The sequence below is a fragment of the Pseudomonas sp. SMV7 genome (assembly GCF_052041995.1).
In the GTDB taxonomy this organism is placed as follows: Bacteria; Pseudomonadota; Gammaproteobacteria; order Pseudomonadales; family Pseudomonadaceae; genus Aquipseudomonas.
On the sequence record NZ_JBKGGT010000003.1, the window covers coordinates 179,308 to 202,210 of the forward strand.

Here is a 22,903-nt window from a genome sequence, read left to right on the forward strand (position 1 = left end):
CCGACTGCACGCTACAACAGGAATTGTTTCAGCGGATGTGAGCAAGCACGCCTTGCAACTCGTCAAGCGAGTTGTAGCGAATAACCAGCTGGCCTTTGCCCTTGTTGCCATGGCGAATCTGTACGGCCGAGCCCAGGCGCTCTGCGAGACGCTGTTCAAGGCGCGCGATATCCGGATCAGGTTTGCTCGGCTCGACCGGATCAGGTTTGTCGCTGAGCCACTGGCGAACCAGTGCCTCGGTTTGGCGCACGGTGAGGCCACGTGCGACAACATGACGCGCCCCCTCTTCCTGACGATGTTCTTCCAAGCCGAGCAATGCACGTGCGTGGCCCATCTCCAGGTCGCCATGGGCGAGCATGGTCTTGATCGCATCAGGCAGGGTGATCAGGCGCAGCAGGTTGGCCACGGTTACCCGCGACTTGCCCACGGCGTCGGCCACCTGTTGCTGAGTGAGCTCGAATTCCTGCTGCAGGCGCTGCAGTGCCAGGGCTTCTTCCAGGGGGTTGAGGTCTTCACGCTGGATGTTCTCGATCAGCGCCATGGCGATGGCAGCTTCGTCGGGCACTTCGCGGACCATGGCCGGGATCTTGTCCAGGCCAGCCTGCTGGGTGGCACGCCAGCGACGCTCACCGGCGATGATCTCGTAGCGGTCGTCGCCAATCGGGCGCACCACGATCGGCTGCATCACGCCATGGTTGCGAATCGAATGCGCAAGCTCTTCCAGCGCCTCAGGGTCCATGTCCCGGCGCGGCTGGTACTTGCCACGCTGGATCAGCTCGACCGGCAGGTGTTGCAGTTCTTTCTGGTCGATCTTCACAGCCTGCTCTTCGAGCGCGCTGACGGAAGGACCACTGAGCAGTGCATCCAACCCACGTCCGAGACCCCGTTTCTTGACGGCCATACGGATTCCTTAAGTTGTTTGTGCAGTGCGGGATTGACGGCGTTGGCGACGGACCAGTTCCCCGGCCAGGGCCAGATACGCCAGCGCGCCGCGCGATTGCTTGTCGTAGGCCAGGGCCGGCATGCCGAAGCTGGGGGCTTCGGCCAGGCGAATATTGCGCGGAATGACCGTGTCGTACAGCTGCGGGCCAAAGTGTTCCTTCAGCTGCGCCGAGACATCGTTGTTCAGGCTCAGGCGCGGGTCGTACATGGTCCGCAACAGGCCTTCGATCTTCAGTTCGGGATTCAGCCGGGCAGCGATGCGCTTGATGTTATCCACAAGGTCGCTGAGACCTTCCAGCGCATAGTATTCGCATTGCATCGGAATGATCACGCCATCCGAGGCGACCAGGGCGTTGAGCGTCAGCATCGACAGCGACGGCGGGCAGTCGATGAGGATGTAGTCGTAGTTGTCGCGGATAGGTGCCAGGGCGTTGCGCAGGCGGCTTTCCTTGACCTGCATTTCCAGCAGCACCACTTCGGCGGCGGTCAGGTCACGGTTTGCCGGCAGCAACTGGAAACCACCGTGTTCGGAGTAATGCATGGCCTGGGCCAGGTCGCATTCCCCGATCAACAGATCGTAGACCGAGTGCTCGAGCTCGTGCTTGTCCACACCGCTACCCATGGTGGCGTTGCCTTGCGGATCGAGGTCGATCAGCAGTACACGACGCTTGGTTGCGACCAGCGAGGCAGCGAGATTGATACAGGTGGTGGTCTTGCCCACACCACCTTTCTGGTTCGCGATTGCGAATACCTTAGCCATTGTTGCGTGTGTTCCCAGTCATGCCTTGCGGCGCAGTATCAGCAGATGGCGCTGGCCCTGGCAACCCGGAACGGTCAGGGCCTGCTCGCTTTCCACTGTGAAGTCTGCGGGCAATGCTACCAGTTCATCGGCAGGATGCAGCCCCTTCATTGCAAGCCATTGCGTCCCGGTGTCGCCCAGGTGGCGGGTCCAGTTGGTGAAATTTTCCATGCTGCTGAAAGCGCGGGAGATGATCCCGTCGAACGGTTGTGCCGGCTGGAAGGCTTCGACCCGGCTGTGGATAACCGTGAGGTTGTCCAGCTTGAGTTCCATTTTCACCTGGGTCAGGAAGCGCGTCTTCTTGCCGTTGGCATCCAGCACCGTCACCCGCTTGTGCGGATGCAGGATAGCCAATGGGATGCCAGGCATGCCGCCGCCACTGCCGACATCCAGCCAGTCGTCACGTTCGCTGTGGATAAACGGCATGACGCTGAGGCTGTCCAGCAGATGACGCGACACCATCTCGTCGGGGTCGCGCACGGCAGTCAGGTTGTAGGCTTTGTTCCATTTGATCAACAGGGCCAAGTAGCCGAGCAGCTTTTCGTGCTGCTCGGCGCTCAGCTCGACACCGAGTTGGCGCGCACCTGTGGACAACTCTTCAGCGTGTTGCGGGGTGACCAGGGAACTCAAGCGCTTTGCTCCAATTCGCGGCCAGCGCCGCGTTTCTTCAAGTGAATCAGCAACAGGGAAATCGCCGCCGGAGTGACGCCAGGGATGCGCGAAGCCTGGCCGAGGGTTTCCGGACGGGTCTGGCCCAGCTTGCCCTGGATTTCCTTGGACAACCCGGAAATGCTCGAGTAATCGATATCCACAGGCAGGCGGGTGTCTTCGCTGGCCCGCAGGCGAGCGATTTCATCCTGCTGCCGGTCGATGTAGCCGGCGTACTTGGTGCGGATCTCGACCTGTTCGGCGACCTGTGGATCGATCGCTCCGCCGCCGGTCGCCTCGATCAGGCCGGCGTAGTCGATTTCCGGGCGGGCCAGCAGGTTGAGCAGGCTGTACTCGTGGCTGAGCGGGGTACCGAACTTATCCACAATGGCCTGGCCTTGCTCGGTGTTCGGCCGTACCCAGGTCGATTTCAGGCGTTGTTCCTCGCGCTCGATGCCTTCGCGCTTGGCGCAGAAGGCGGCCCAGCGCTGGTCGTCGATCAGGCCAAGTTCACGGCCCTTTTCGGTCAGACGCAGATCGGCGTTGTCTTCGCGCAGGATCAGGCGGTACTCGGCACGTGACGTGAACATGCGGTACGGCTCCTGGGTACCCAGGGTAATCAGGTCGTCCACCAGCACACCGATGTAGGCCTCGTCGCGACGCGGGCACCAGCTGTCACGGCCCTGCGCCCGCAGGGCGGCGTTGGTACCGGCCAGCAGGCCCTGGGCGCCGGCTTCTTCGTAACCGGTGGTGCCGTTGATCTGGCCAGCGAAGAACAGGCCGCCGATGACTTTGGTTTCGAGGCTGTACTTGAGGTCGCGCGGGTCGAAGTAGTCGTACTCGATGGCATAGCCCGGGCGCACGATGTGGGCGTTTTCCATACCGCGAATCGAACGCACCAGTTCCAGCTGTACGTCGAACGGCAGCGAAGTGGAAATACCGTTGGGGTACAGCTCATGGGTGTTCAGGCCTTCCGGCTCGATGAACACCTGGTGGCTTTCCTTGTCGGCGAAGCGGTGGATCTTGTCTTCGATCGACGGGCAGTAGCGCGGGCCGACCCCTTCGATCACACCCGAGTACATCGGCGAACGGTCGAGGTTCGAGGCAATGATTTCGTGGGTGCGGGCGTTGGTGTGGGTAATCCAGCAGCTCACCTGGCGCGGATGCATCTCGGCATTGCCCATGAACGACATTACCGGGATCGGCGTATCGCCTGGCTGTTCGGTCATGACCGAAAAGTCCACCGAACGGCCATCGATGCGTGGCGGCGTACCGGTTTTCAGGCGCCCGACGCGCAGCGGCAGTTCACGCATGCGGTGGGCCAGGGCGATCGAAGGCGGATCACCTGCGCGACCACCGGAATGGTTCTGCAGACCAATGTGGATAAGGCCGCCGAGGAAGGTACCGGTGGTCAGTACCACCGATTCGGCGAAGAAACGCAGGCCCATCTGGGTCACCACGCCTTTGACCTGGTCCTGTTCGACGATCAGGTCGTCGCAGGACTGCTGGAATATCCACAGGTTTGGCTGGTTTTCCAGGATTTCACGCACCACTGCCTTGTAGATGGCGCGGTCGGCCTGTGCACGGGTAGCGCGTACGGCCGGGCCCTTGCGGTTGTTCAGAACGCGGAACTGGATGCCGCTCTTGTCGGTGGCCAACGCCATGGCGCCACCGAGGGCATCGATCTCTTTGACCAGATGGCTTTTGCCAATGCCGCCAATGGCGGGGTTGCAGCTCATGTGACCGAGGGTTTCCACGTTATGGGTCAGCAGCAGGGTCTTCACCCCCATGCGTGCAGACGCAAGCGCAGCCTCGGTACCGGCATGGCCGCCGCCGATGACGATCACTTCAAAACGGGAAGGGAAATCCACCACGCACCTCGTGCCTGTTTTTGCGAATAGAGAAAGTAAGCGGACAAGTATAGGGACTTCACCCCCGTTAAAGAAACCGTCTGAGCAAATTTTGACCAGGCTGTGGATGAATGGCAGACAACAGAAATCAAAGAGGAAAAATTTAAAAAAGCTTTGTTTTTATGTTTATTCTTATGCACAGCCTTGTCTGTGGATAAACCGCTGCAGCCCTTTATTCACAATAGGTGTAGCGAAAATAAACCCTGTGGCTGGAGTGCCCTGAGGGCTATGGATAACGTGATTTAGCCTGTGGATTAAAAGGCTGTTTACCCACAGGGCGGGTTGTCCTCAGAAAAAAAGCCTGCTTATCAACGGAGCTGAAGGTAAGTTTTCCACAGACCTCCTGAGCAGGTATTTTGGGCTGAAATTGGGAAAATAGACGGGGAAGCGACCAGATCCGGACAAGGTCAAGCGGGCGAGCCCGCGAAAACGTCGTTACAGCCCGAGAAATGCCAGGCTTGCCGAGGTTCTCTTCGCGGACATGCCTTCTCCCAGACAAAAAAAAGCCGCTCCCGAAGGAGCGGCCCTTGGCCTCGCCCGGCTGTGGATTACTTGCCGATGCAGAAACTGGAGAAGATCCGCCCAAGCAAGTCGTCCGAGCTGAATGCCCCGGTAATCTCGCCCAAGGCCTGCTGCGCCTGGCGCAGGTCTTCTGCCAGCAGCTCACCTGCACCCGCCAGGGTCAGCTGGGCACGGCCATGCTCAAGATGTTCGCTGGCCTGGCGCAGGGCCTCCAAATGGCGCCTACGGGCGCTGAAACCACTCTCGGCGGTCTGCTCATAGCCCATGCAGGCCTTCAGGTGGTCACGCAACAGTTGCAGCCCGGCGTCGTCGCCTTTGGCGCTGAGGGTTATCGTCACATGGCCGTCATCGCATTGTTCCAGCGCTACCCGCTCACCACTCAGGTCGGCCTTGTTGCGTATCAGCGTGACCTTGGCCGGGTCTGGCCGCTGGTCGAGAAATTCTGGCCACAGGGCGAAAGGATCGCTGGCTTCGGGCGCCGTCGAGTCCACCACCAGCAGAACTCGGTCGGCCTCGCCAATGGCTTTGAGCGCGCGTTCCACGCCGATCTTTTCCACATGGTCGTCGGTATTACGCAAACCAGCGGTATCGACAACATGCAGCGGCATGCCGTCGATGTGGATATGTTCACGCAGGATGTCCCGGGTAGTACCGGCGATGTCAGTGACGATCGCGGCTTCCCGCCCGGCCAGTTGGTTCAGCAGGCTCGATTTACCGGCATTCGGTCGCCCGGCGATGACCACGGTCATGCCGTCACGCAACAAGGCGCCCTGCCCGGCTTCACGCTGCACTGTGGACAACTCCTGACGTACCGCATCGAGCATCGACAGGACGTGGCCATCGGCCAGGAAGTCGATTTCCTCTTCAGGGAAGTCGATCGCCGCCTCGACGTAGATGCGCAGGGCGATCAACGCTTCGGTCAGGGTATGCACACGTTTGGAGAATTCCCCCTGCAATGAACGCAGGGCATTGCGTGCCGCCTGGCTTGAGCTGGCCTCGATCAGGTCAGCGATGGCTTCGGCCTGGGCCAGGTCGAGTTTGTCATTGAGGAACGCGCGCTCGCTGAATTCGCCCGGGCGGGCCAAGCGGCAGCCAACTTGTACACAGCGCTGCAGCAACATGTCCAGGACCACCGGGCCACCGTGGCCCTGCAGTTCGAGCACATCTTCGCCGGTAAACGAATTCGGCCCGGGGAAGAACAGCGCGATCCCTTCGTCCAGCACCAGCCCTTCCTCGTCACGGAACGGGCCATAGTGGGCATGGCGCGGGGTCAGCGTACGGCCGGTGATCAGCTGCCCGGCCTTGGCAGCCAGAGGCCCGGACAACCTGACAATACCGACACCGCCACGGCCCTGGGCGGTGGCGATGGCGGCGATGGTTTCACGCACAATGTTCATGCTCGAAAGCCTCTACGACAAAACGACAGATAGCAAAAACGCCCCACTAGGGGGCGTTTTTTATTCACAGGCTAGCGCAGTAGCCTGTCAAGCAGCAGCTTTTTTGCTGGCTGCTTCGATGCTGCGGGTGATGTACCACTGCTGCGCGATCGACAGGCAGTTGTTCACAACCCAGTACAGCACCAGGCCAGCCGGGAACCACAGGAAGAAGAAGGTGAAGATGATCGGCATCATTTTCATCACCTTGGCCTGCATCGGATCCGGTGGAGTCGGGTTCAGACGCTGCTGGATGAACATGGTGGCGCCCATGATGATCGGCAGGATGAAGAACGGATCCTTGATCGACAGGTCGGTAATCCACAGCATCCACGGGGCCTGGCGCATTTCCACGCTTTCCAGCAGTACCCAGTACAGGGCCAGGAACACCGGCATCTGGACCAGGATCGGCAGGCAGCCACCCAGCGGGTTGATCTTCTCTTTCTTGTACAGCTCCATCATCGCCTGGGACATCTTCTGGCGATCATCACCGAAACGTTCCTTGAGCGCGGCCAGTTTCGGCGCAACGGCACGCATGCGCGCCATCGAACGGTAGCTGGCTGCCGACAGCGGGAAGAACAGGCCCTTGATGAGCATGGTCAGGACGATGATCGACCAGCCCCAGTTACCCAGCAGGCTGTGGATATGTTGCAGCAGCCAGAAGATCGGCTGGGCGATGAACCACAGGAAGCCATAGTCGACGGTCAGTTCCAGGCCTGGGGACAACTCTTTCAGCTTGGACTGGATCTTCGGGCCGGCGTACAGCATGGCGCTGGTTTCGACCTTGCCGCCAGCAGGTACGCTGATAGCCGGGCCGGTGTAGCCGATGATGTAGTTGCCTTGGCTGTCCTTGCGGGTCTGAACAACGTTGCTGTCCGACTTGGCTGGAATCCAGGCGGTCACGAAGTAGTGCTGCAGCCAGGCGACCCAGCCGCCGGACACATTTTCTTTCAAACTGCCTTTGTCGATGTCCTTCATCGAGACCTTTTTGTAAGGCTCGGAAGCTGTCCACAGGGCTGCACCCAGGTAGGTCGCGGTGCCAGTGGCGGTACTCGACGACGGGTCGGAGCTGGCATCACGCTTGAGCTGGGCAAACATGTTGCCGCTCCAGGCCTGGCCGCTCTGGTTGTCGATCAGGTAGCTGACGGTCAGGTCATACTCGCCACGCTTGAAGCTGAAGCGCTTGATGTAGTTGACGCCGTTGTCGCTGAACTTCAGGTCGACCACCAGTTGGTCCTGGCCATCAGCCAGCTGGTAGCCCTTCTGTTCGGTCGCGTACAGCGGGCGGCCGGCTGGGCGGGCGTCCGGGCCGTTGACACCGGTCAGGCCGCTTTGTGCCAGGTAGACACGCTCGCCACCATTGTCGAACAGCTGGAACGGAATTTCCGGGTGGTCCTGACGACGTGGGAACTTCGGCAGGTTCAGCTGGACGATGTCACCACCGACCGGATCGATAGCCAGGTCCAGGACGTCGGTCTTGACCCGGATCAGGTCCTTGCTTACCGCGACCGGCGCCAGTTCGGCAGCGCTGGTTTCGGCATTGGCGCTCGGCACATCGGCGCTGGCGCCGGCATTACCGGCCGGTACGCCATCCGGCAGGCCCGGGGCAACAGTGCTGGCAGCAGTATTCTGAGTCGGCAGGGCAGCCTGGCCGTAGTCCTGGTTCCACTTGAGGACCATGACGTAGGACACGATTGCCAGGGCGACGATCAGGATCGTGCGTTTAATATCCATGATTACTCGGCTATCGAAGAAGTTCGGGAGGAAGGAGCGGGAGGAACGGGATCGAAACCGCCGTCGTTCCACGGATGACAACGCCCCAGGCGACGAACGGCTAGCCACCCACCACGCCAGAGGCCGTGGTTTTCAATGGCTTCATAAGCGTAACAGGAGCAACTGGGGAAAAAACGACAGTGATTGGCCATCAGAGGACTGATGGCGTAACGGTAAAACTGGATCGGAACGAGGGCCAGTTTACGCATCTTGGCTGTCTACCCCTGCGGAATCGGCGGTTACTGCTGGAGTGGGCCGGCTGCGCGCCAGGCGTTTCCAGAGCTTGCCAAAGTGTTGGTGCAATTCCGGGTTTTCTATCTCACCCAATCCCTTGCGCGCGACGATCACGATGTCCAGCCCGGCAAGCAAATGCTGGTTCAGACGAAAGGAATCGCGCATCAAGCGCTTGAGGCGGTTGCGTTGAACGGCGAGCTTGACGCTCTTCTTTCCGATTACCAGGCCTAGGCGTGGGTGATCGAGGCCGTTCTCGCGAGCAAGGATCAGCAGGTTTTTCCCTGGAACCTTGCCGGTTGGGGAGTCGAAGACCGCTTTGAAATGCCGGGGTGTAAGCAGTCGCTTTTCCCGACTGAAGTCCTGACTCACCACCTGTGCCGAAAAATCAAATGGCCAGACGCTTACGGCCTTTGGCACGACGACGCGACAGAACAGCGCGGCCGTTCTTGGTAGCCATACGGGCACGGAAGCCGTGGGTGCGCGCGCGCTTGATGGTGCTTGGTTGGAAAGTACGTTTCATGGCGTGTTACCTGGTTTGTCGACGACGGGCCGGGATGGCCCCCTTTTTAAGAGACCGGCGATTCTAGAGAAAGCAAGCCCATAGGTCAATTTCCAACCAGCCTTTCCATATAGAGCGTGTGATGGACGGTGGCTCAATCCGGCATCGCCAAGGTGCTTGATCGGGCAGGGACATTGGGGACAACATGAAAAAAAGAAGAGACATATAAAAAGCTTTTCTGAAGAACTTATAGATCTTAGATGGACAACCGTCTGTGGATAACATGGTCTAGCCCAGTGAAATCAGAGCGTGCAGGATTTCACAACCGTGTTTTCAACCGGTGCTGCGCCTGTTTTGTTCGTGGTCGAAAGCTGTGGATGAAAACGTTCGTTATCCACAGGTGAGTTATCAACAGGGCGAGACCCAGGGTTGTGCATAGCCCTCAAGGGTATTTATCCACAGGGCTTATTCACATTGAGGAAAAGCCGTTTTGGTCGATAAATGGCTGTTTTGTCATGGCTCCTAACGTGTCCACATGTGGATAACTGGGCGCTCGACCGGTACAATGGCGGTTTGTTTTTGCCTCATCCGGCTTTCAAACTCAGGGGAAATCCGTGTCAGTGGAACTTTGGCAGCAGTGCGTGGAGCTTCTGCGCGATGAACTGCCTGCCCAGCAATTCAACACCTGGATCCGTCCGCTACAGGTCGAAGCCGAAGGCGACGAGTTGCGCGTCTATGCGCCTAACCGTTTCGTTCTCGATTGGGTCAATGAAAAGTACCTGGGGCGCTTGCTCGAACTGTTGGGCGAAAACGGCAGCGGCATCGCGCCTGCCCTTTCCTTGTTGATCGGCAGCCGCCGCAGCTCGGCACCACGTGCTGCACCTAACGCGCCAGTCAGTGCTGCGGTGGCGGCATCGTTGGCCAATACCCAGGCACAGAGCCAGACCCAGAAGGCAGCGCCGGCAGCGGTCGAACCGGTCGCAGTGGCAACGGCTGAGCCTGTGCTGGTCGATGAGTTGGCCGAACCGTCCTTGCGTGACAGCTTCGATTCCATGGCCGAACCGGCTTCGCCGTCAGCCGCCAGCGCCCGGAGCGAACAACGTACCGTGCAGGTCGAAGGCGCGCTCAAGCACACCAGCTACCTGAATCGCACCTTTACCTTCGACACATTCGTCGAAGGTAAGTCGAACCAGCTGGCACGCGCTGCTGCCTGGCAGGTGGCCGATAACCCCAAGCATGGCTACAACCCGCTCTTCCTTTATGGGGGCGTGGGCCTGGGTAAGACCCACCTCATGCATGCTGTGGGTAACCACCTGCTGAAAAAGAACCCGAACGCCAAGGTCGTGTACCTGCATTCGGAGCGTTTCGTCGCGGATATGGTCAAGGCGCTGCAGCTCAACGCCATCAACGAATTCAAGCGTTTCTACCGTTCGGTAGATGCGTTGCTGATCGACGATATCCAGTTCTTCGCCCGGAAGGAGCGCTCGCAGGAAGAGTTTTTCCACACCTTCAACGCCCTGCTCGAGGGCGGTCAGCAGGTCATTCTCACCTCCGACCGTTACCCCAAGGAGATCGAGGGCCTGGAAGAACGCCTGAAATCGCGTTTTGGCTGGGGCCTGACGGTGGCAGTCGAGCCACCCGAACTGGAAACCCGCGTGGCGATCCTGATGAAGAAGGCCGACCAGGCCAAGGTCGAGTTGCCGCATGATGCCGCCTTCTTCATTGCCCAGCGTATCCGCTCCAACGTACGTGAGCTGGAAGGCGCATTGAAGCGGGTGATCGCTCACTCGCACTTCATGGGCCGCGATATCACCATCGAGCTGATCCGTGAGTCGCTGAAGGATTTGCTGGCGCTACAGGACAAACTGGTCAGTGTGGATAACATCCAGCGTACCGTCGCCGAGTACTACAAGATCAAGATCTCCGATCTATTGTCCAAGCGGCGTTCGCGTTCTGTCGCGCGTCCGCGTCAGGTGGCCATGGCGCTGTCCAAGGAGCTGACCAACCACAGTCTGCCCGAAATCGGCGACATGTTCGGTGGTCGCGACCATACGACCGTGCTGCACGCCTGCCGCAAAATCAACGAACTTAAGGAATCCGACGCGGACATCCGCGAGGACTACAAGAACCTGCTGCGGACGCTGACGACCTGATGGCCGTCTGCGCAGCTAATTGAAGGCAAGGGACTAGACCATGCATTTCACCATTCAACGCGAAGCCCTGTTGAAACCCCTGCAACTGGTCGCCGGTGTCGTCGAGCGCCGTCAGACCTTGCCGGTGCTGTCCAACGTTTTGCTGGTCGTGCAAGGCCAGCAACTGTCGTTGACCGGTACCGACCTGGAAGTCGAACTGGTAGGCCGCGTGCAACTGGAAGAGCCAGCCGAGCCTGGCGAAATCACTGTTCCAGCTCGCAAGCTGATGGACATCTGCAAAAGCCTGCCGAACGACGCCCTGATCGATATCAAGGTTGATGAGCAGAAACTGTTGGTCAAGGCCGGCCGCAGCCGCTTTACCCTGTCGACTCTGCCAGCCAACGACTTCCCGACCGTCGAAGAAGGCCCGGGCTCGCTGACCTGCAACCTGGAACAAAGCAAGCTGCGCCGCCTGATCGAGCGCACCAGCTTCGCCATGGCCCAGCAGGATGTGCGCTACTACCTCAACGGCATGCTGCTGGAGGTGTCCCGCAATACCCTGCGCGCGGTTTCGACCGACGGCCACCGCCTGGCGCTGTGCTCCATGAGCGCGCCGATCGAGCAGGATGAACGTCATCAGGTGATCGTGCCGCGTAAAGGTATCCTCGAACTGGCGCGCCTGCTCACCGACCCGGAAGGCATGGTCAGTATCGTCCTGGGCCAACACCACATCCGCGCCACCACCGGCGAATTCACCTTCACCTCCAAGCTGGTGGACGGCAAGTTCCCGGACTACGAGCGGGTTCTGCCAAAAGGTGGTGACAAGCTTGTGGTTGGCGATCGCCAGTCGCTGCGTGAAGCGTTCAGCCGTACTGCAATTCTCTCCAACGAAAAGTATCGCGGTATTCGCCTGCAGTTGGCGGCTGGTCAGCTGAAGATCCAGGCCAACAACCCTGAGCAGGAAGAAGCTGAAGAAGAAATCAGCGTGGACTACGACGGTAGCTCGCTGGAAATCGGCTTTAACGTCAGCTACTTGCTGGACGTGCTGGGCGTAATGACTACCGAGCAAGTTCGTCTGATCCTGTCCGACTCCAACAGCAGTGCGCTGCTGCAGGAAGCGGGTAACGACGATTCTTCCTACGTTGTCATGCCGATGCGCCTGTAACCCGTAGCAGGCGAAATGTCCCTTCGACGTATCATGGTCACCGCGGTGCGCAACTTGCACCCGGTGACACTCTTACCCTCCCCCCGCATCAACATCCTTTACGGCGCCAACGGCAGCGGCAAGACCAGCGTGCTCGAAGCTGTGCACCTGCTCGGGCTGGCGCGGTCTTTCCGCAGCACGCGCTTGAACCCGGTCATCCAGTACGAACAAGCTGCATGCACCGTGTTTGGTGAAGTGCAGTTGGCCGAGGGTGGCAGCAGCAACCTGGGTGTATCCCGGGAACGGCAAGGGGAGTTCACTATTCGCATCGATGGGCAAAATGCGCGTAGCGCAGCGCAGCTGGCAGAATTACTGCCGCTACAGCTCATCAACCCGGACAGCTTCCGCCTCCTGGAAGGTGCCCCGAAGATTCGTCGCCAGTTTCTGGATTGGGGAGTGTTCCACGTGGAACCTCGTTTCCTGCCGGCTTGGCAGCGGTTGCAGAAGGCGCTGCGGCAGCGGAACTCATGGTTGCGTCATGGTACACTTGACCCAGCTTCGCAAGCCGCCTGGGACCGGGAATTGTGCCTGGCCAGCGCGGAAATAGATGAATACCGTCGCAACTACATCAAGGCCTTGAAGCCCGTCTTCGAGCGAACCCTGAGCGAACTGGTCGAGCTGGACGGGTTGACCCTGAGCTACTACCGAGGCTGGGATAAGGACCGGGAACTGCAAGAAGTACTCGCCTCCTCTCTCCTTCGCGATCAGCAGATGGGCCATACCCAAGCCGGTCCGCAGCGCGCTGATCTGCGTCTTCGTCTGGCTGCCAACAATGCAGCGGACATCCTGTCGCGTGGTCAGCAAAAGCTGGTGGTGTGTGCCTTGCGCATTGCCCAAGGCCATCTCGTCAGTCAGGCTCGCCGCGGTCACTGTATTTATCTCGTGGATGACTTGCCGTCCGAACTGGATGACCAGCATCGCCGCGCGCTGTGCCGCTTGCTTGAAGAATTACGCTGCCAAGTGTTCATCACTTGTGTAGATCACGAATTACTGAGGGAAGGCTGGCAGACGGAAACGCCAGTTGCTTTGTTCCACGTGGAACAAGGCCGTATCACCCAGACCCACGACCATCGGGAGTGAAGGCATGAGCGAAAATCAAACGTACGACTCCTCCAGCATCAAGGTGCTGAAAGGTTTGGATGCCGTACGCAAGCGTCCCGGCATGTACATTGGCGACACCGATGATGGTAGTGGCCTGCACCACATGGTCTTCGAGGTGGTCGACAACTCCATCGACGAAGCCCTCGCCGGTCACTGCGATGACATCACCGTCATTATCCACCCGGACGAATCCATCAGTGTGCGCGACAACGGTCGCGGCATTCCGGTCGACGTGCATAAAGAAGAAGGCGTATCCGCAGCTGAAGTCATCATGACCGTACTGCACGCCGGCGGTAAGTTTGACGACAACTCCTACAAGGTATCCGGGGGTCTGCACGGCGTAGGTGTTTCCGTGGTGAATGCCCTGTCCGAGAAACTGGTACTGACTGTTCGCCGTAGCGGCAAGATCTGGGAGCAGACCTATGTCCATGGGGTTCCCCAGGCGCCGATGGCGGTGGTTGGTGACAGCGAAACCACGGGGACCCACATCCACTTCAAGCCGTCAGCCGAAACCTTCAAGAACATTCACTTCAGCTGGGACATCCTGGCCAAGCGTATCCGTGAGTTGTCTTTCCTCAACTCGGGTGTGGGCATCCTGCTGAAGGATGAGCGCAGCGGCAAGGAAGAGTTCTTCAAGTACGAAGGCGGCCTGCGTGCATTCGTCGAGTACCTGAACACCAACAAGACCCCGGTGAACTCGCAGGTGTTCCACTTCAATGTCCAGCGCGATGATGGCGTAGGCGTGGAAGTTGCCCTGCAGTGGAATGACAGCTTCAACGAAAACCTGCTGTGCTTCACCAACAACATTCCGCAGCGTGACGGTGGTACGCACCTGGTGGGCTTCCGTTCCTCTCTGACCCGTAGCCTTAACAGCTACATCGAGCAGGAAGGCCTGGCCAAGAAGAACAAGGTGGCAACCACTGGCGATGACGCTCGTGAGGGTTTGACCGCGATCATCTCGGTGAAGGTGCCAGACCCGAAGTTCAGTTCGCAGACCAAGGACAAGTTGGTCTCCTCGGAGGTTAAAACCGCCGTGGAACAGGAGATGAACAAGTACTTCGCCGACTTCCTCCTGGAGAACCCGAACGAGGCCAAGGCTGTCGTCGGCAAGATGATCGACGCGGCGCGTGCCCGTGAAGCCGCCCGTAAAGCCCGCGAAATGACTCGTCGCAAAGGTGCGCTGGATATCGCCGGCTTGCCGGGAAAATTGGCGGACTGCCAGGAGAAGGACCCTGCCCTTTCCGAACTGTACCTGGTGGAGGGTGACTCTGCGGGTGGTTCGGCCAAGCAGGGCCGCAACCGTCGTACTCAGGCGATCCTGCCGTTGAAGGGCAAGATCCTCAACGTCGAGAAAGCACGCTTCGACAAGATGATCTCGTCCCAGGAAGTGGGCACGCTGATCACTGCGCTGGGCTGTGGTATCGGCCGCGAAGAGTACAACATCGACAAGCTGCGTTATCACAACATCATCATCATGACCGATGCTGACGTCGACGGTTCGCACATCCGTACCCTGTTGCTGACCTTCTTCTTCCGTCAGTTGCCGGAGCTGGTCGAGCGTGGCTACATCTACATTGCCCAGCCGCCGCTGTACAAAGTGAAGAAGGGCAAGCAGGAGCAGTACATCAAGGACGACGAGGCCATGGAAGAATACATGACCCAGTCGGCCCTGGAAGATGCCAGCTTGCACCTGGACGAGTCGGCGCCAGCGGTTTCCGGTGTGCAGCTGGAAGCGTTGGTCAACGAGTTCCGTAGCGTCATGAAGACCCTCAAGCGTCTGTCGCGCTTGTACCCGGAAGAACTGACCGAGCACTTCATCTACCTGCCAGAGGTGGCCCTGGAGCAGTTGGGTGACCACGCGGTGATGCAAGCCTGGCTGGCCAAGTTCCAGGAGCGCCTGAGCAACAGCCAGAAGTCTGGCCTGGTCTACAAAGCCAGCCTGCGCGAGGACAAGGAACGCAACGTATGGCTGCCAGAAGTGGAAATCACTTCTCACGGCTTGGCCAGCTATGTCACCTTCAACCGCGACTTCTTTGGCAGCAATGACTACCGGACCGTGGTCAACATCGGTGCCAAGCTGTCGAGTCTATTGGGTGAAGGCGCCTACGTGCAGCGTGGTGAGCGCCGCAAAGCGATCGTCGAGTTCAAGGAAGGCCTGGACTGGCTGATGAATGAGACCACCAAGCGTCATACCATCCAGCGATACAAAGGGCTGGGTGAAATGAACCCGGATCAGCTGTGGGAAACCACCATGGATCCAGCCGTTCGACGCATGCTCAAGGTCACCATTGAAGACGCGATTGCCGCCGACCAGATCTTCAACACCCTGATGGGTGATGCGGTCGAACCACGTCGTGACTTCATCGAAAGCAACGCATTGTCGGTATCGAACCTGGACTTCTGATCAGGTGTAGGTTCGAAGAAAAGGCCCGCATCAGCGGGCCTTTTCTTTGTCGACGTCCCATCCCGAATGCTCGGTCAATTCAGGCCCAGCTCCTTCAAGCGCCGGTACAGCGTGCGCTCGCTCAAGCCAAGGTGACGGGCCAGTTCACTGCGCGACCCCTTGAACTGCTCCAGCGCCTGCGCCAGCTCACCCAGGTGACTACGCCGACCGCCGCTTGGAACCGCTGCAGCCGGCCCGATATCCTCCGGCAGATGCTCCGGCCGAATCAACCCGTCATCGGCGAACAGCCGTGCCCTTTCAAGGATGTTGCGCAGTTCGCGGATATTGCCCGGGAAAGGATGCAGCCGAAGCTGCTGCAAGGCATCGTCGCTCAACCTGGGTGTCGGCTTGCCTGCCATGCGCTGAAGCAGGCTCTGCGCAAGCAAGGGCAGATCTTCCACTCGCTCGCGCAGGGCTGGCAGGCGGATCGGGAAGCCGCTGATGCGGTAGTACAGGTCTTCGCGAAAGCTGCCATTTGCAACCATTTGCCTGAGCGGTTTGTGGGTGGCCGACACCAGGCGGAAGTCCGAATGTACCGTGCGCAGGCTACCTACCGGTCGGAAGCTACCAGACTCGATCAGGCGCAGCAGCTTCACCTGCATCGCCAGCGGCACTTCACCAATTTCATCGAGGAACAGGGTCCCGCCATGGGCCGCTTCAGCAAGGCCGATCTTGCGTTGGTTGGCTCCGGTGAATGCCCCTTTCTCGTAGCCGAACAACTCGCTCTCGAACAGTGATTCGGTCAAGCCGGTACAGTCGACCACTACCAGCGGGCCGTTGGCCCTGGGGCTGCCCATGTGCACAGCGCGGGCGAACAATTCCTTGCCGGTCCCCGACTCACCCTGCAGCAACACCGGGATTTGCGCCGGCGCCGCACGTTGCAGGCTGGCCAGGGCAGCTTTGAACGCAGGTGCGCGGCCTACCAACCCTTGTTCCTGAGGCTGTGCCGATGCCAGGGTAATGCTGGTCAGGCGTTCGACGAAGGCCACCACCCTGCCCTGTTCATCCACGATCGGACGCAGCTCGACATCCACATGCTCGGGGCCGCGTGGCGTGTGATGAATGTGCAATACCCGCTCTGGCACCTTGCTGTGCCATGCCTTGCGCATCGGACAGTGCTCGCCGGCCTGGTCACAAGGCACGGCATAGTGATGCGAGACTTTGTGGCATTTTTCCCCCAACGGCGCCTGGTCGTGATGGCCGAACTGGCGTCGATAGGCGGCATTGGCAGCAAGGATGTTGTAGTCGGTGTCCAGCACGATGGTTGGCAGGGCATCGTGCTCAAGGTAGGAAACCAGGGCTAGGATGAGAGGATGGGCTTCAGGCATGAGGACACCGATAGGGTTACCGACGCAGGGTAGCAAGGACTGCCAAACACTGCCATCGGCTGCCAGTCGACTGCCAGCCCGTGCTGCCAATATCGCTGATGGCTCGCTGCAACAGGCCGATTTCCTTGGTCCGCTCGTAGGAAAATGCCTGGCATGCATCTTGATAAAGCTCCTGTCGCTGCCTACGCCTGTACAAGACTGGGCGGAAAATTTGGAGAACGTGATGATCATCGGCAACAACCTGCACGTGGACGCCTTCTATGACCAGGCGACCTCGACCATCAGCTACCTGGTCATGGACCGTGAAACCCGCCAGTGCGCATTGATCGACAGTGTGCTGGATTACGACCCGAAGTCCGGACGCACCTGCACGGCTTCGGCAGACCGCCTGGCCCAGCGCGTGGCCGAGCTTGAAGCCAGTGTGCAATGGATACTGGAAACCCATGTCCACGCCGACCACCTTTCGGCAGCGGCTTACCTGAAGGCGAAACTGGGTGGCCACACTGCCATCGGTGCACGCATCACCCAGGTGCAGAAAGTGTTTGGGGCGTTGTTCAACGCCGAGCCCGGCTTCGCTCGCGATGGCAGCCAGTTCGATGTGTTGTTCGAGGACGAAGAAGGGTTTCGCATCGGCAACCTGCATGCCCGTGCCTTGCACACCCCAGGGCATACACCCGCATGCATGAGCTTCATGATCGAGGACGCCGGCGAGACCGCTGTATTTGTCGGCGATACGCTGTTCATGCCCGACTACGGCACCGCGCGTTGTGACTTCCCTGGTGCCGACGCCCGCACCCTGTACCGCTCGATCCGCCGCCTGCTGGCCTTCCCCGACCAGACGCTGCTGTTCATGTGCCACGACTACCTGCCCGGTGGCCGCGACATGCAGTACGTCACCACCGTGGCCGAGCAGCGCGCCAGCAACATCCACATCCACCAGGGCATCGACGAGGACAGCTTTGTCGCCATGCGCGAAGCCCGCGACAAGACCCTCGACATGCCCCTGCTGATCTTGCCGTCGGTGCAGGTGAACATGCGCAGCGGCCAGTTGCCCGCGCCAGAAGAGAACGGTGTCAGCTACCTGAAGATTCCGCTGAACACGCTGTGAGCGCCCTGCCCCATAACCAGATTTCCAGGATTTACCGCCATGCCTGCCTTGTTGTCCCCTGCCAATAGCGACCATCACCAAGTGGTCATCGTCGGTGCCGGTGCCGCCGGTATTGCCACCGCCTCCAGCCTGATCAGCCGTGACCCGTCGCTGGACGTGGCGTTGATCGACCCTGCCGAGGTGCATTACTACCAGCCCGGCTGGACCATGGTCGGTGCCGGCGTGTTCACCGCACCGAGCACGGCCCGCACCATGGCCTCGACCATTCCGCGCGGTGTGCGCTGGATAAAGGCACGGGTGGAAGGGTTCGACCCGCACGGCCAACAGGTCATCCTCGATGATGGGCGCGCCATCGGTTACCAACAGCTGGTGGTTTGCCCTGGGCTCAAGCTGGACTGGGCTGCCATCGAGGGGCTCAGCGAGACCCTGGGGCGCAATGGCGTCACTTCCAACTATCGCCATGACTTGGCCCCCTATACCTGGGAGCTGGTGCAGAAGCTCAAGCAAGGCCGCGCCCTGTTCTGCCAGCCGCCCATGCCGATCAAATGCGCGGGGGCTCCGCAGAAGGCGCTTTACCTGTCTTGCGACCACTGGCTGCGCCATGGCCGGCTGGGTGCAGTGAAAGCCAGTTTCTTCAATGCCGGTGCGGTGTTGTTCGGCGTGCCGGACTACGTACCCGCGCTGATGAAGTACATCGAAAAGTACGCAGTGGACCTCAACTTTGCTTGCCGCCTGGTCGCCGTGGACGGCGCCAGCAAGCGCGCCACCTTTGTGCGGACCTTGGCTGATGGCAGCAGCGAAACCCGCACCGAGGCTTTCGACATGCTGCATGTGGTACCGCCACAAGTGGCGCCGGATTTCATCCGCGAAAGCCCCTTGGCCGACGCTGCCGGTTGGGTTGATGTCGACCCGCACACGCTGCGCCACCGGCAGTTCGCCAATGTCCATGCCCTGGGTGACGTGGCCAACACCAGCAATGCCAAGACCGCTGCGGCTGCTCGCAAGCAGGCGCCGGTAGTGGCCAACAACGTGCTGGTGACACTGGGCAGGCTGCCGACCCTGGCCCGCTACGACGGGTATGGCTCCTGCCCGCTGACAGTTGAGCGCGGCAAGATCGTCCTGGCCGAGTTCACTTATGGCGGCAAGCTGGCGCCGAGTTTCCCCAGCTGGCTGCTGGATGGTCGCAAGCCGACGCGCCTGGCCTGGTTGCTCAAGGCGCAAGTGCTGCCCCCCTTGTACTGGCAAGGCATGCTCAAGGGACGCGAGTGGTTGGCGCGACCGCAGCCGCTGGTAGCCGAAGGTGGCCAGTGATCGAACATCAACTGTTGGGCGCAGGCCTGGGCGCACTCATTGGCGCGGTGCTGGCGTTGACGGGTGCCGGCGGTGGCATCCTGGCTGTGCCGTTGCTGGTCTTCGGCCTGGGGTTGTCGATGGTCGAGGCGGCACCGGTTGGCCTGCTGGCCGTCGGCCTGGCGGCGGCAGTGGGGGCTGTGCTGGGCTTGCGCCAGGGGCTGGTGCGCTATCGGGCGGCGTTGTTCATCGCCTTGGTGGGTGTGGCCGCGGCGCCGTTCGGACTGATGCTGGCGCACCGCGTGCCGGATTCACCCTTGCAGTTGGCCTTCGCCGGGGTGCTGGTTTACGCCTGCGTGCGCATCTGGCGCAAGGCGACCAAGGAATTGCGTGGCGAAGCCAATGATGCCCATCGCTACATCGAACCCTGTGTGCTCAACCCGCTGCAGGGCCGTTTGCGCTGGACCCTACCCTGCGCGCGTGCCCTGGCATTTACCGGGGCATTGTCCGGCTTGCTGTCCGGGCTGCTCGGTGTGGGTGGTGGCTTTGTCATCATCCCGGCGCTGAACCGCTATACCAACCTGCGCATGGCCAGCATCGTCTCCACCTCGTTGGCGGTGATTGCCCTGGTGTCTACCGGCAGTGTGGTCAGTGCCAGCCTGGCCGGGGTCATGCACTGGCAGGTCGGTGCGCCGTTTGCCGTTGGCGCGGTGCTCGGCTTGCTGCTGGCGCGGCCTTTGGCGGCCAGGCTGGCCGGGCCGCGTCTGCAGCAGATGTTCGCTGTGGCGGGGTGGGTGGCGGCGGCGCTGCTTGCCGGCAAGGCGCTACTGGGCTAGCAGTTCGCTCTGTTCAGCCGCACACAGCGCCAGCAGGTAGTCCCATACGACCCGCAGGCGCACCGACTTGTGCAGCTCGCGACGGGTGCAGATCCAGTAGCTGCGCTGGATGGTCTCGCCAGGCAGTACGCGCACCAGTGTCGGATCGTGGCGGGCCATGTAGTTGGGTAGCACGGCAATGCCCAGCCCGGCGCGGGCGGCGGCCTGTTGAGCGATCACGCTGGTGCTGCGAAACACCACGTTGGGTGTGCGGCAAAAGCTGTTGAGGAATAACAGCTCCTGGCTGAACAGCAAGTCATCGACGTAGCCGATCCAGCTGTGACGGGCCAGGTCTTCGCGGTTGCGCAGCGCTGGCGCACGGTCGAGGTAGGCCTGGCTGGCGTACAGGGCCAGGCGGTAGTCGGTGAGCTTACGGGTGATCAGCAGGTCGGCGTTGGGGCGTTCCAGATGGATGCTGATCTCCGCTTCGCGGTTGAGGATGCTGACGAAGCGCGGCACTGCCACCAGTTCCACTTCCAGGCCGGGGTAGCGTTCGAACAACGCATTCATGCGCGGGGTGAAGAACATGATGCCGATGCCTTCGGTTACCCCGAGGCGAATCTTGCCCAGCGGGGTGATGGCCTGGGTGATTTCTTCCTGCGCCAGCAGGGCGACATTTTCCATGGCTTCGGCGTGTTTGAGCAGGGCCTGGCCCGAGGGGGTCAGCTCGTAGCCTTGGGCATGCTGCACGAATAGCGCAGTGCCCAGGCTCTGCTCGATGCTCTCGATATGCCGGGCCACGGTGCTGTGGGTGGTGTTGAGGCGCTTGGCGGCGGTAAGCAGGCGGCCACTGCGCTGCAACTCGAGGAAAAACCGCAGATCGTTCCAGTCGAACATGCTAGTCCCTATGCTCCAGGCGCGTATTTTTGTAGGAGCGCACCGTTGCAGTGATGGTCGCTGTGCCAAAAAACGCACAGCGGCTGCGCGAAATCTCGTGTTTCCTCCACGAAATTACTCACTAAGATGGTTCGGGACAAGAATAAAAAACAGGCGCGAGGTTGCCTATGCCATCAGCCGATTCTGTTTTCGATTACGTGATTGTGGGCGCCGGTCCCGCCGGATGTCTGTTGGCCAATCGTTTGTCCGCCGACCCCTCCTGCCGCGTGTTGCTGCTCGAAGCCGGTGGCCGCGACAACTATCCCTGGATCCACATTCCCGTCGGCTACCTCTACTGTATTGGCAACCCACGTACCGATTGGTGCTTCAAGACCGAGGCACAGCCCGGGCTGGGCGGCCGCGCACTGGGTTACCCGCGAGGCAAGGTGCTGGGTGGCTGCTCCTCGATCAACGGCATGATCTACATGCGCGGCCAGGCCGCCGACTATGACCGTTGGGCCGAGCAAGGTAACGACGGCTGGGCATGGAAGGATGTGCTGCCGCTGTTCAAAGCCAGCGAGAACCACTTCGCCGGTGCCAGCGAACACCATGGCGGTGACGGTGAATGGCGGGTTGAACGCCAGCGCTACAGCTGGCCGATTCTCGATGCTTTTCGCGATGCCGCCGAGCAGAGTGGCATCGGCAGGGTCGATGACTTCAACACTGGCGACAATCAAGGTTGTGGATACTTTCAGGTCAACCAGCGCAGCGGTGTGCGCTGGAACGCGTCCAAGGCTTTCCTGAAGCCTGTCCGGAACCGCCCCAACCTCACCGTGCTGACCGGCGTCCAGGTTGACCAGGTGCTGCTCAACAACACCCGTGCACGGGCAGTGAAAACGCTGTGGCAAGGCGCCTGGCACGAGTTTGCGGCACGTCGCGAGATCGTGCTGTGCGCGGGGGCAGTCGGGTCACCCGGCATTCTGCAGCGCTCCGGCATCGGCCCGCGCCCGTTGCTGGAACGCCTGGGCATCGGCGTGCGTCACGACATGCCAGGTGTGGGTGGCAACTTGCAGGATCACCTGCAACTGCGCCTGATCTACCAAGTGCGTAATACCCGCACCCTCAACCAGATGGCCAACACCCTGTTGGGCAAGATGGGCATGGGCTTGCGCTATCTGTATGACCGCAGCGGCCCGTTGGCCATGGCCCCGAGCCAATTGGGCGCGTTCGTGCGCTCTGGCCCGGAGCAGCCCACTGCCAACCTGCAGTACCACGTGCAGCCCTTGTCGTTGGAGCGCTTCGGGGAACCATTGCACCAGTTTCCGGCTTTTACCGCATCGGTGTGCAACCTGCGCCCGGCCAGCCGTGGGCGTATCGATATCCGTAGCGCCGACATGACCAGCACGCCGCTGATCGACCCCAACTACCTCAGTGCCCCGGAGGACCTGCGCGTCGCCGTCGATGCCATTCGCCTGACCCGACGCATTGTCCAGTCCCCTGCCCTGGCGGCCTTCGAGCCGAAGGAATATCTGCCAGGCCCAGCCCTGCAAACCGAGGAAGAGCTGTACGAAGCTGCCGGCAAGATCGGTACTACCATCTTCCATCCGGTCGGCACCTGCCGCATGGGCAACGGTGCAATGGACGTTGTGGATAACCAGCTGCGGGTACATGGCATCCCCGGCCTGCGCGTCGCAGATGCCTCAATCATGCCGCAGATCACGTCCGGCAATACCTGTTCACCCACCCTGATGATCGCCGAAAAGGCGGCGCAACTGATCCTCAAAGGAGCGGCTACCCAGACCTGTCTGAACGAAGACGCAATACCGACGCCCTGACCAGGGTGCGT

The 22,903-nt window shown here is 60.6% G+C and carries 19 protein-coding genes; 8 read left to right on the forward strand and 11 right to left on the reverse strand.

The features are described from left to right. Positions 1–28: 28 nt before the first annotated feature. The 9 genes from ACLEJP_RS05575 to rpmH form a co-directional block, all read right to left on the reverse strand. Positions 29–901 carry a ParB/RepB/Spo0J family partition protein gene (locus tag ACLEJP_RS05575; RefSeq protein WP_225779823.1) on the reverse strand — a complete coding sequence of 291 codons (873 nt, stop codon included), beginning with the start codon at positions 899–901 and terminating at the stop codon, positions 29–31. Between the two features lie 9 nt (positions 902–910). Continuing rightward, complete coding sequence (locus ACLEJP_RS05580) at positions 911–1,702, reverse strand: ParA family protein (protein ID WP_440804802.1); 792 nt, start codon at positions 1,700–1,702, stop codon at positions 911–913. Positions 1,703–1,720: 18 nt separating this feature from the next. Further along, on the reverse strand, positions 1,721–2,371 hold the full coding sequence (gene rsmG / locus ACLEJP_RS05585) for a 16S rRNA (guanine(527)-N(7))-methyltransferase RsmG (RefSeq protein WP_440804803.1): 651 nt from the start codon (positions 2,369–2,371) through the stop codon (positions 1,721–1,723). After that, positions 2,368–4,260 carry a tRNA uridine-5-carboxymethylaminomethyl(34) synthesis enzyme MnmG gene (mnmG, locus tag ACLEJP_RS05590; protein ID WP_440804804.1) on the reverse strand — a complete coding sequence of 631 codons (1,893 nt, stop codon included), beginning with the start codon at positions 4,258–4,260 and terminating at the stop codon, positions 2,368–2,370. The genes rsmG and mnmG overlap by 4 nt, the downstream gene beginning before the upstream one ends. Before the next feature lie 587 nt (positions 4,261–4,847). Then, the gene (gene mnmE / locus ACLEJP_RS05595) at positions 4,848–6,218 is read right to left on the reverse strand and encodes a tRNA uridine-5-carboxymethylaminomethyl(34) synthesis GTPase MnmE (protein WP_440804805.1); all 1,371 of its coding nucleotides are present in this window, start codon (positions 6,216–6,218) and stop codon (positions 4,848–4,850) included. A gap of 87 nt (positions 6,219–6,305) precedes the next feature. Further along, the gene (yidC, locus tag ACLEJP_RS05600; RefSeq protein WP_440804806.1) at positions 6,306–7,988 is read right to left on the reverse strand and encodes a membrane protein insertase YidC; all 1,683 of its coding nucleotides are present in this window, start codon (positions 7,986–7,988) and stop codon (positions 6,306–6,308) included. Positions 7,989–7,990: 2 nt separating this feature from the next. Further along, positions 7,991–8,236, reverse strand: a complete 246-nt coding sequence (gene yidD / locus ACLEJP_RS05605; RefSeq protein ID WP_015268406.1) for a membrane protein insertion efficiency factor YidD — start codon at positions 8,234–8,236, stop codon at positions 7,991–7,993. Next, positions 8,229–8,633, reverse strand: coding sequence for a ribonuclease P protein component (gene rnpA / locus ACLEJP_RS05610; RefSeq protein WP_225780775.1), 405 nt, complete (start codon positions 8,631–8,633; stop codon positions 8,229–8,231). The genes yidD and rnpA overlap by 8 nt, the downstream gene beginning before the upstream one ends. A 13-nt stretch (positions 8,634–8,646) precedes the next feature. Further along, positions 8,647–8,781, reverse strand: a complete 135-nt coding sequence (rpmH, locus tag ACLEJP_RS05615) for a 50S ribosomal protein L34 (protein WP_003253163.1) — start codon at positions 8,779–8,781, stop codon at positions 8,647–8,649. Between the two features lie 593 nt (positions 8,782–9,374). Here rpmH and dnaA point away from each other — a divergent pair. Genes dnaA through gyrB form a run of 4 tightly spaced genes read left to right on the forward strand, consistent with a single transcriptional unit; the run spans position 9,375 to position 15,601 of the window. Then, on the forward strand, positions 9,375–10,913 hold the full coding sequence (dnaA, locus tag ACLEJP_RS05620; RefSeq protein ID WP_440804807.1) for a chromosomal replication initiator protein DnaA: 1,539 nt from the start codon (positions 9,375–9,377) through the stop codon (positions 10,911–10,913). A 40-nt stretch (positions 10,914–10,953) separates the two neighbouring features. Continuing rightward, a complete protein-coding gene (gene dnaN, locus ACLEJP_RS05625) occupies positions 10,954–12,057 on the forward strand; it encodes a DNA polymerase III subunit beta (protein ID WP_440804808.1) in 1,104 nt (367 codons plus the stop codon). Between the two features lie 15 nt (positions 12,058–12,072). Further along, complete coding sequence (recF, locus tag ACLEJP_RS05630; protein WP_225779829.1) at positions 12,073–13,176, forward strand: DNA replication/repair protein RecF; 1,104 nt, start codon at positions 12,073–12,075, stop codon at positions 13,174–13,176. A gap of 4 nt (positions 13,177–13,180) precedes the next feature. Continuing rightward, complete coding sequence (gene gyrB / locus ACLEJP_RS05635) at positions 13,181–15,601, forward strand: DNA topoisomerase (ATP-hydrolyzing) subunit B (protein WP_440804809.1); 2,421 nt, start codon at positions 13,181–13,183, stop codon at positions 15,599–15,601. Between the two features lie 74 nt (positions 15,602–15,675). Here the strand turns inward: gyrB and ACLEJP_RS05640 are convergent, their stop codons facing one another. Next, a complete protein-coding gene (locus ACLEJP_RS05640; RefSeq protein WP_440804810.1) occupies positions 15,676–16,968 on the reverse strand; it encodes a sigma-54 interaction domain-containing protein in 1,293 nt (430 codons plus the stop codon). Between the two features lie 223 nt (positions 16,969–17,191). On the opposite strand from ACLEJP_RS05640, the gene ACLEJP_RS05645 reads away from it, so the two are divergent. The 3 genes from ACLEJP_RS05645 to ACLEJP_RS05655 are packed head-to-tail and all read left to right on the forward strand — an operon-like array spanning position 17,192 to position 20,202. Beyond that, complete coding sequence (locus ACLEJP_RS05645; protein ID WP_440804811.1) at positions 17,192–18,076, forward strand: MBL fold metallo-hydrolase; 885 nt, start codon at positions 17,192–17,194, stop codon at positions 18,074–18,076. A gap of 39 nt (positions 18,077–18,115) precedes the next feature. Continuing rightward, a complete protein-coding gene (locus tag ACLEJP_RS05650) occupies positions 18,116–19,387 on the forward strand; it encodes an NAD(P)/FAD-dependent oxidoreductase (protein ID WP_440804812.1) in 1,272 nt (423 codons plus the stop codon). Next, positions 19,384–20,202: a sulfite exporter TauE/SafE family protein gene (locus ACLEJP_RS05655; RefSeq protein WP_440804813.1), complete on the forward strand. Its 819-nt coding sequence runs from the start codon at positions 19,384–19,386 to the stop codon at positions 20,200–20,202. Before ACLEJP_RS05650 ends, ACLEJP_RS05655 begins: the two co-directional genes overlap by 4 nt. Here the strand turns inward: ACLEJP_RS05655 and ACLEJP_RS05660 are convergent. Then, a complete protein-coding gene (locus ACLEJP_RS05660) occupies positions 20,191–21,078 on the reverse strand; it encodes a LysR family transcriptional regulator (RefSeq protein WP_440804814.1) in 888 nt (295 codons plus the stop codon). The genes ACLEJP_RS05655 and ACLEJP_RS05660 overlap by 12 nt on opposite strands. A 167-nt stretch (positions 21,079–21,245) precedes the next feature. On the opposite strand from ACLEJP_RS05660, the gene ACLEJP_RS05665 reads away from it, so the two are divergent. Beyond that, positions 21,246–22,892 carry a GMC family oxidoreductase gene (locus tag ACLEJP_RS05665; protein WP_440804815.1) on the forward strand — a complete coding sequence of 549 codons (1,647 nt, stop codon included), beginning with the start codon at positions 21,246–21,248 and terminating at the stop codon, positions 22,890–22,892. Positions 22,893–22,903 lie beyond the last annotated feature (11 nt).

Coding starts and splice junctions, on each gene's coding strand:
- ACLEJP_RS05650 (WP_440804812.1), top strand. CDS start 18,116: ATGCCTGCCTTGTTGTCCCCTGCCAATAGCGACCATCACCAAGTGGTC.
- rpmH (WP_003253163.1), bottom strand. CDS start 8,781: ATGAAACGTACTTTCCAACCAAGCACCATCAAGCGCGCGCGCACCCAC.
- ACLEJP_RS05665 (WP_440804815.1), top strand. CDS start 21,246: ATGCCATCAGCCGATTCTGTTTTCGATTACGTGATTGTGGGCGCCGGT.
- ACLEJP_RS05660 (WP_440804814.1), bottom strand. CDS start 21,078: ATGTTCGACTGGAACGATCTGCGGTTTTTCCTCGAGTTGCAGCGCAGT.
- dnaN (WP_440804808.1), top strand. CDS start 10,954: ATGCATTTCACCATTCAACGCGAAGCCCTGTTGAAACCCCTGCAACTG.
- mnmE (WP_440804805.1), bottom strand. CDS start 6,218: ATGAACATTGTGCGTGAAACCATCGCCGCCATCGCCACCGCCCAGGGC.
- recF (WP_225779829.1), top strand. CDS start 12,073: ATGTCCCTTCGACGTATCATGGTCACCGCGGTGCGCAACTTGCACCCG.
- ACLEJP_RS05640 (WP_440804810.1), bottom strand. CDS start 16,968: ATGCCTGAAGCCCATCCTCTCATCCTAGCCCTGGTTTCCTACCTTGAG.
- gyrB (WP_440804809.1), top strand. CDS start 13,181: ATGAGCGAAAATCAAACGTACGACTCCTCCAGCATCAAGGTGCTGAAA.
- ACLEJP_RS05580 (WP_440804802.1), bottom strand. CDS start 1,702: ATGGCTAAGGTATTCGCAATCGCGAACCAGAAAGGTGGTGTGGGCAAG.
- yidC (WP_440804806.1), bottom strand. CDS start 7,988: ATGGATATTAAACGCACGATCCTGATCGTCGCCCTGGCAATCGTGTCC.
- ACLEJP_RS05575 (WP_225779823.1), bottom strand. CDS start 901: ATGGCCGTCAAGAAACGGGGTCTCGGACGTGGGTTGGATGCACTGCTC.
- ACLEJP_RS05645 (WP_440804811.1), top strand. CDS start 17,192: ATGATCATCGGCAACAACCTGCACGTGGACGCCTTCTATGACCAGGCG.
- yidD (WP_015268406.1), bottom strand. CDS start 8,236: ATGCGTAAACTGGCCCTCGTTCCGATCCAGTTTTACCGTTACGCCATC.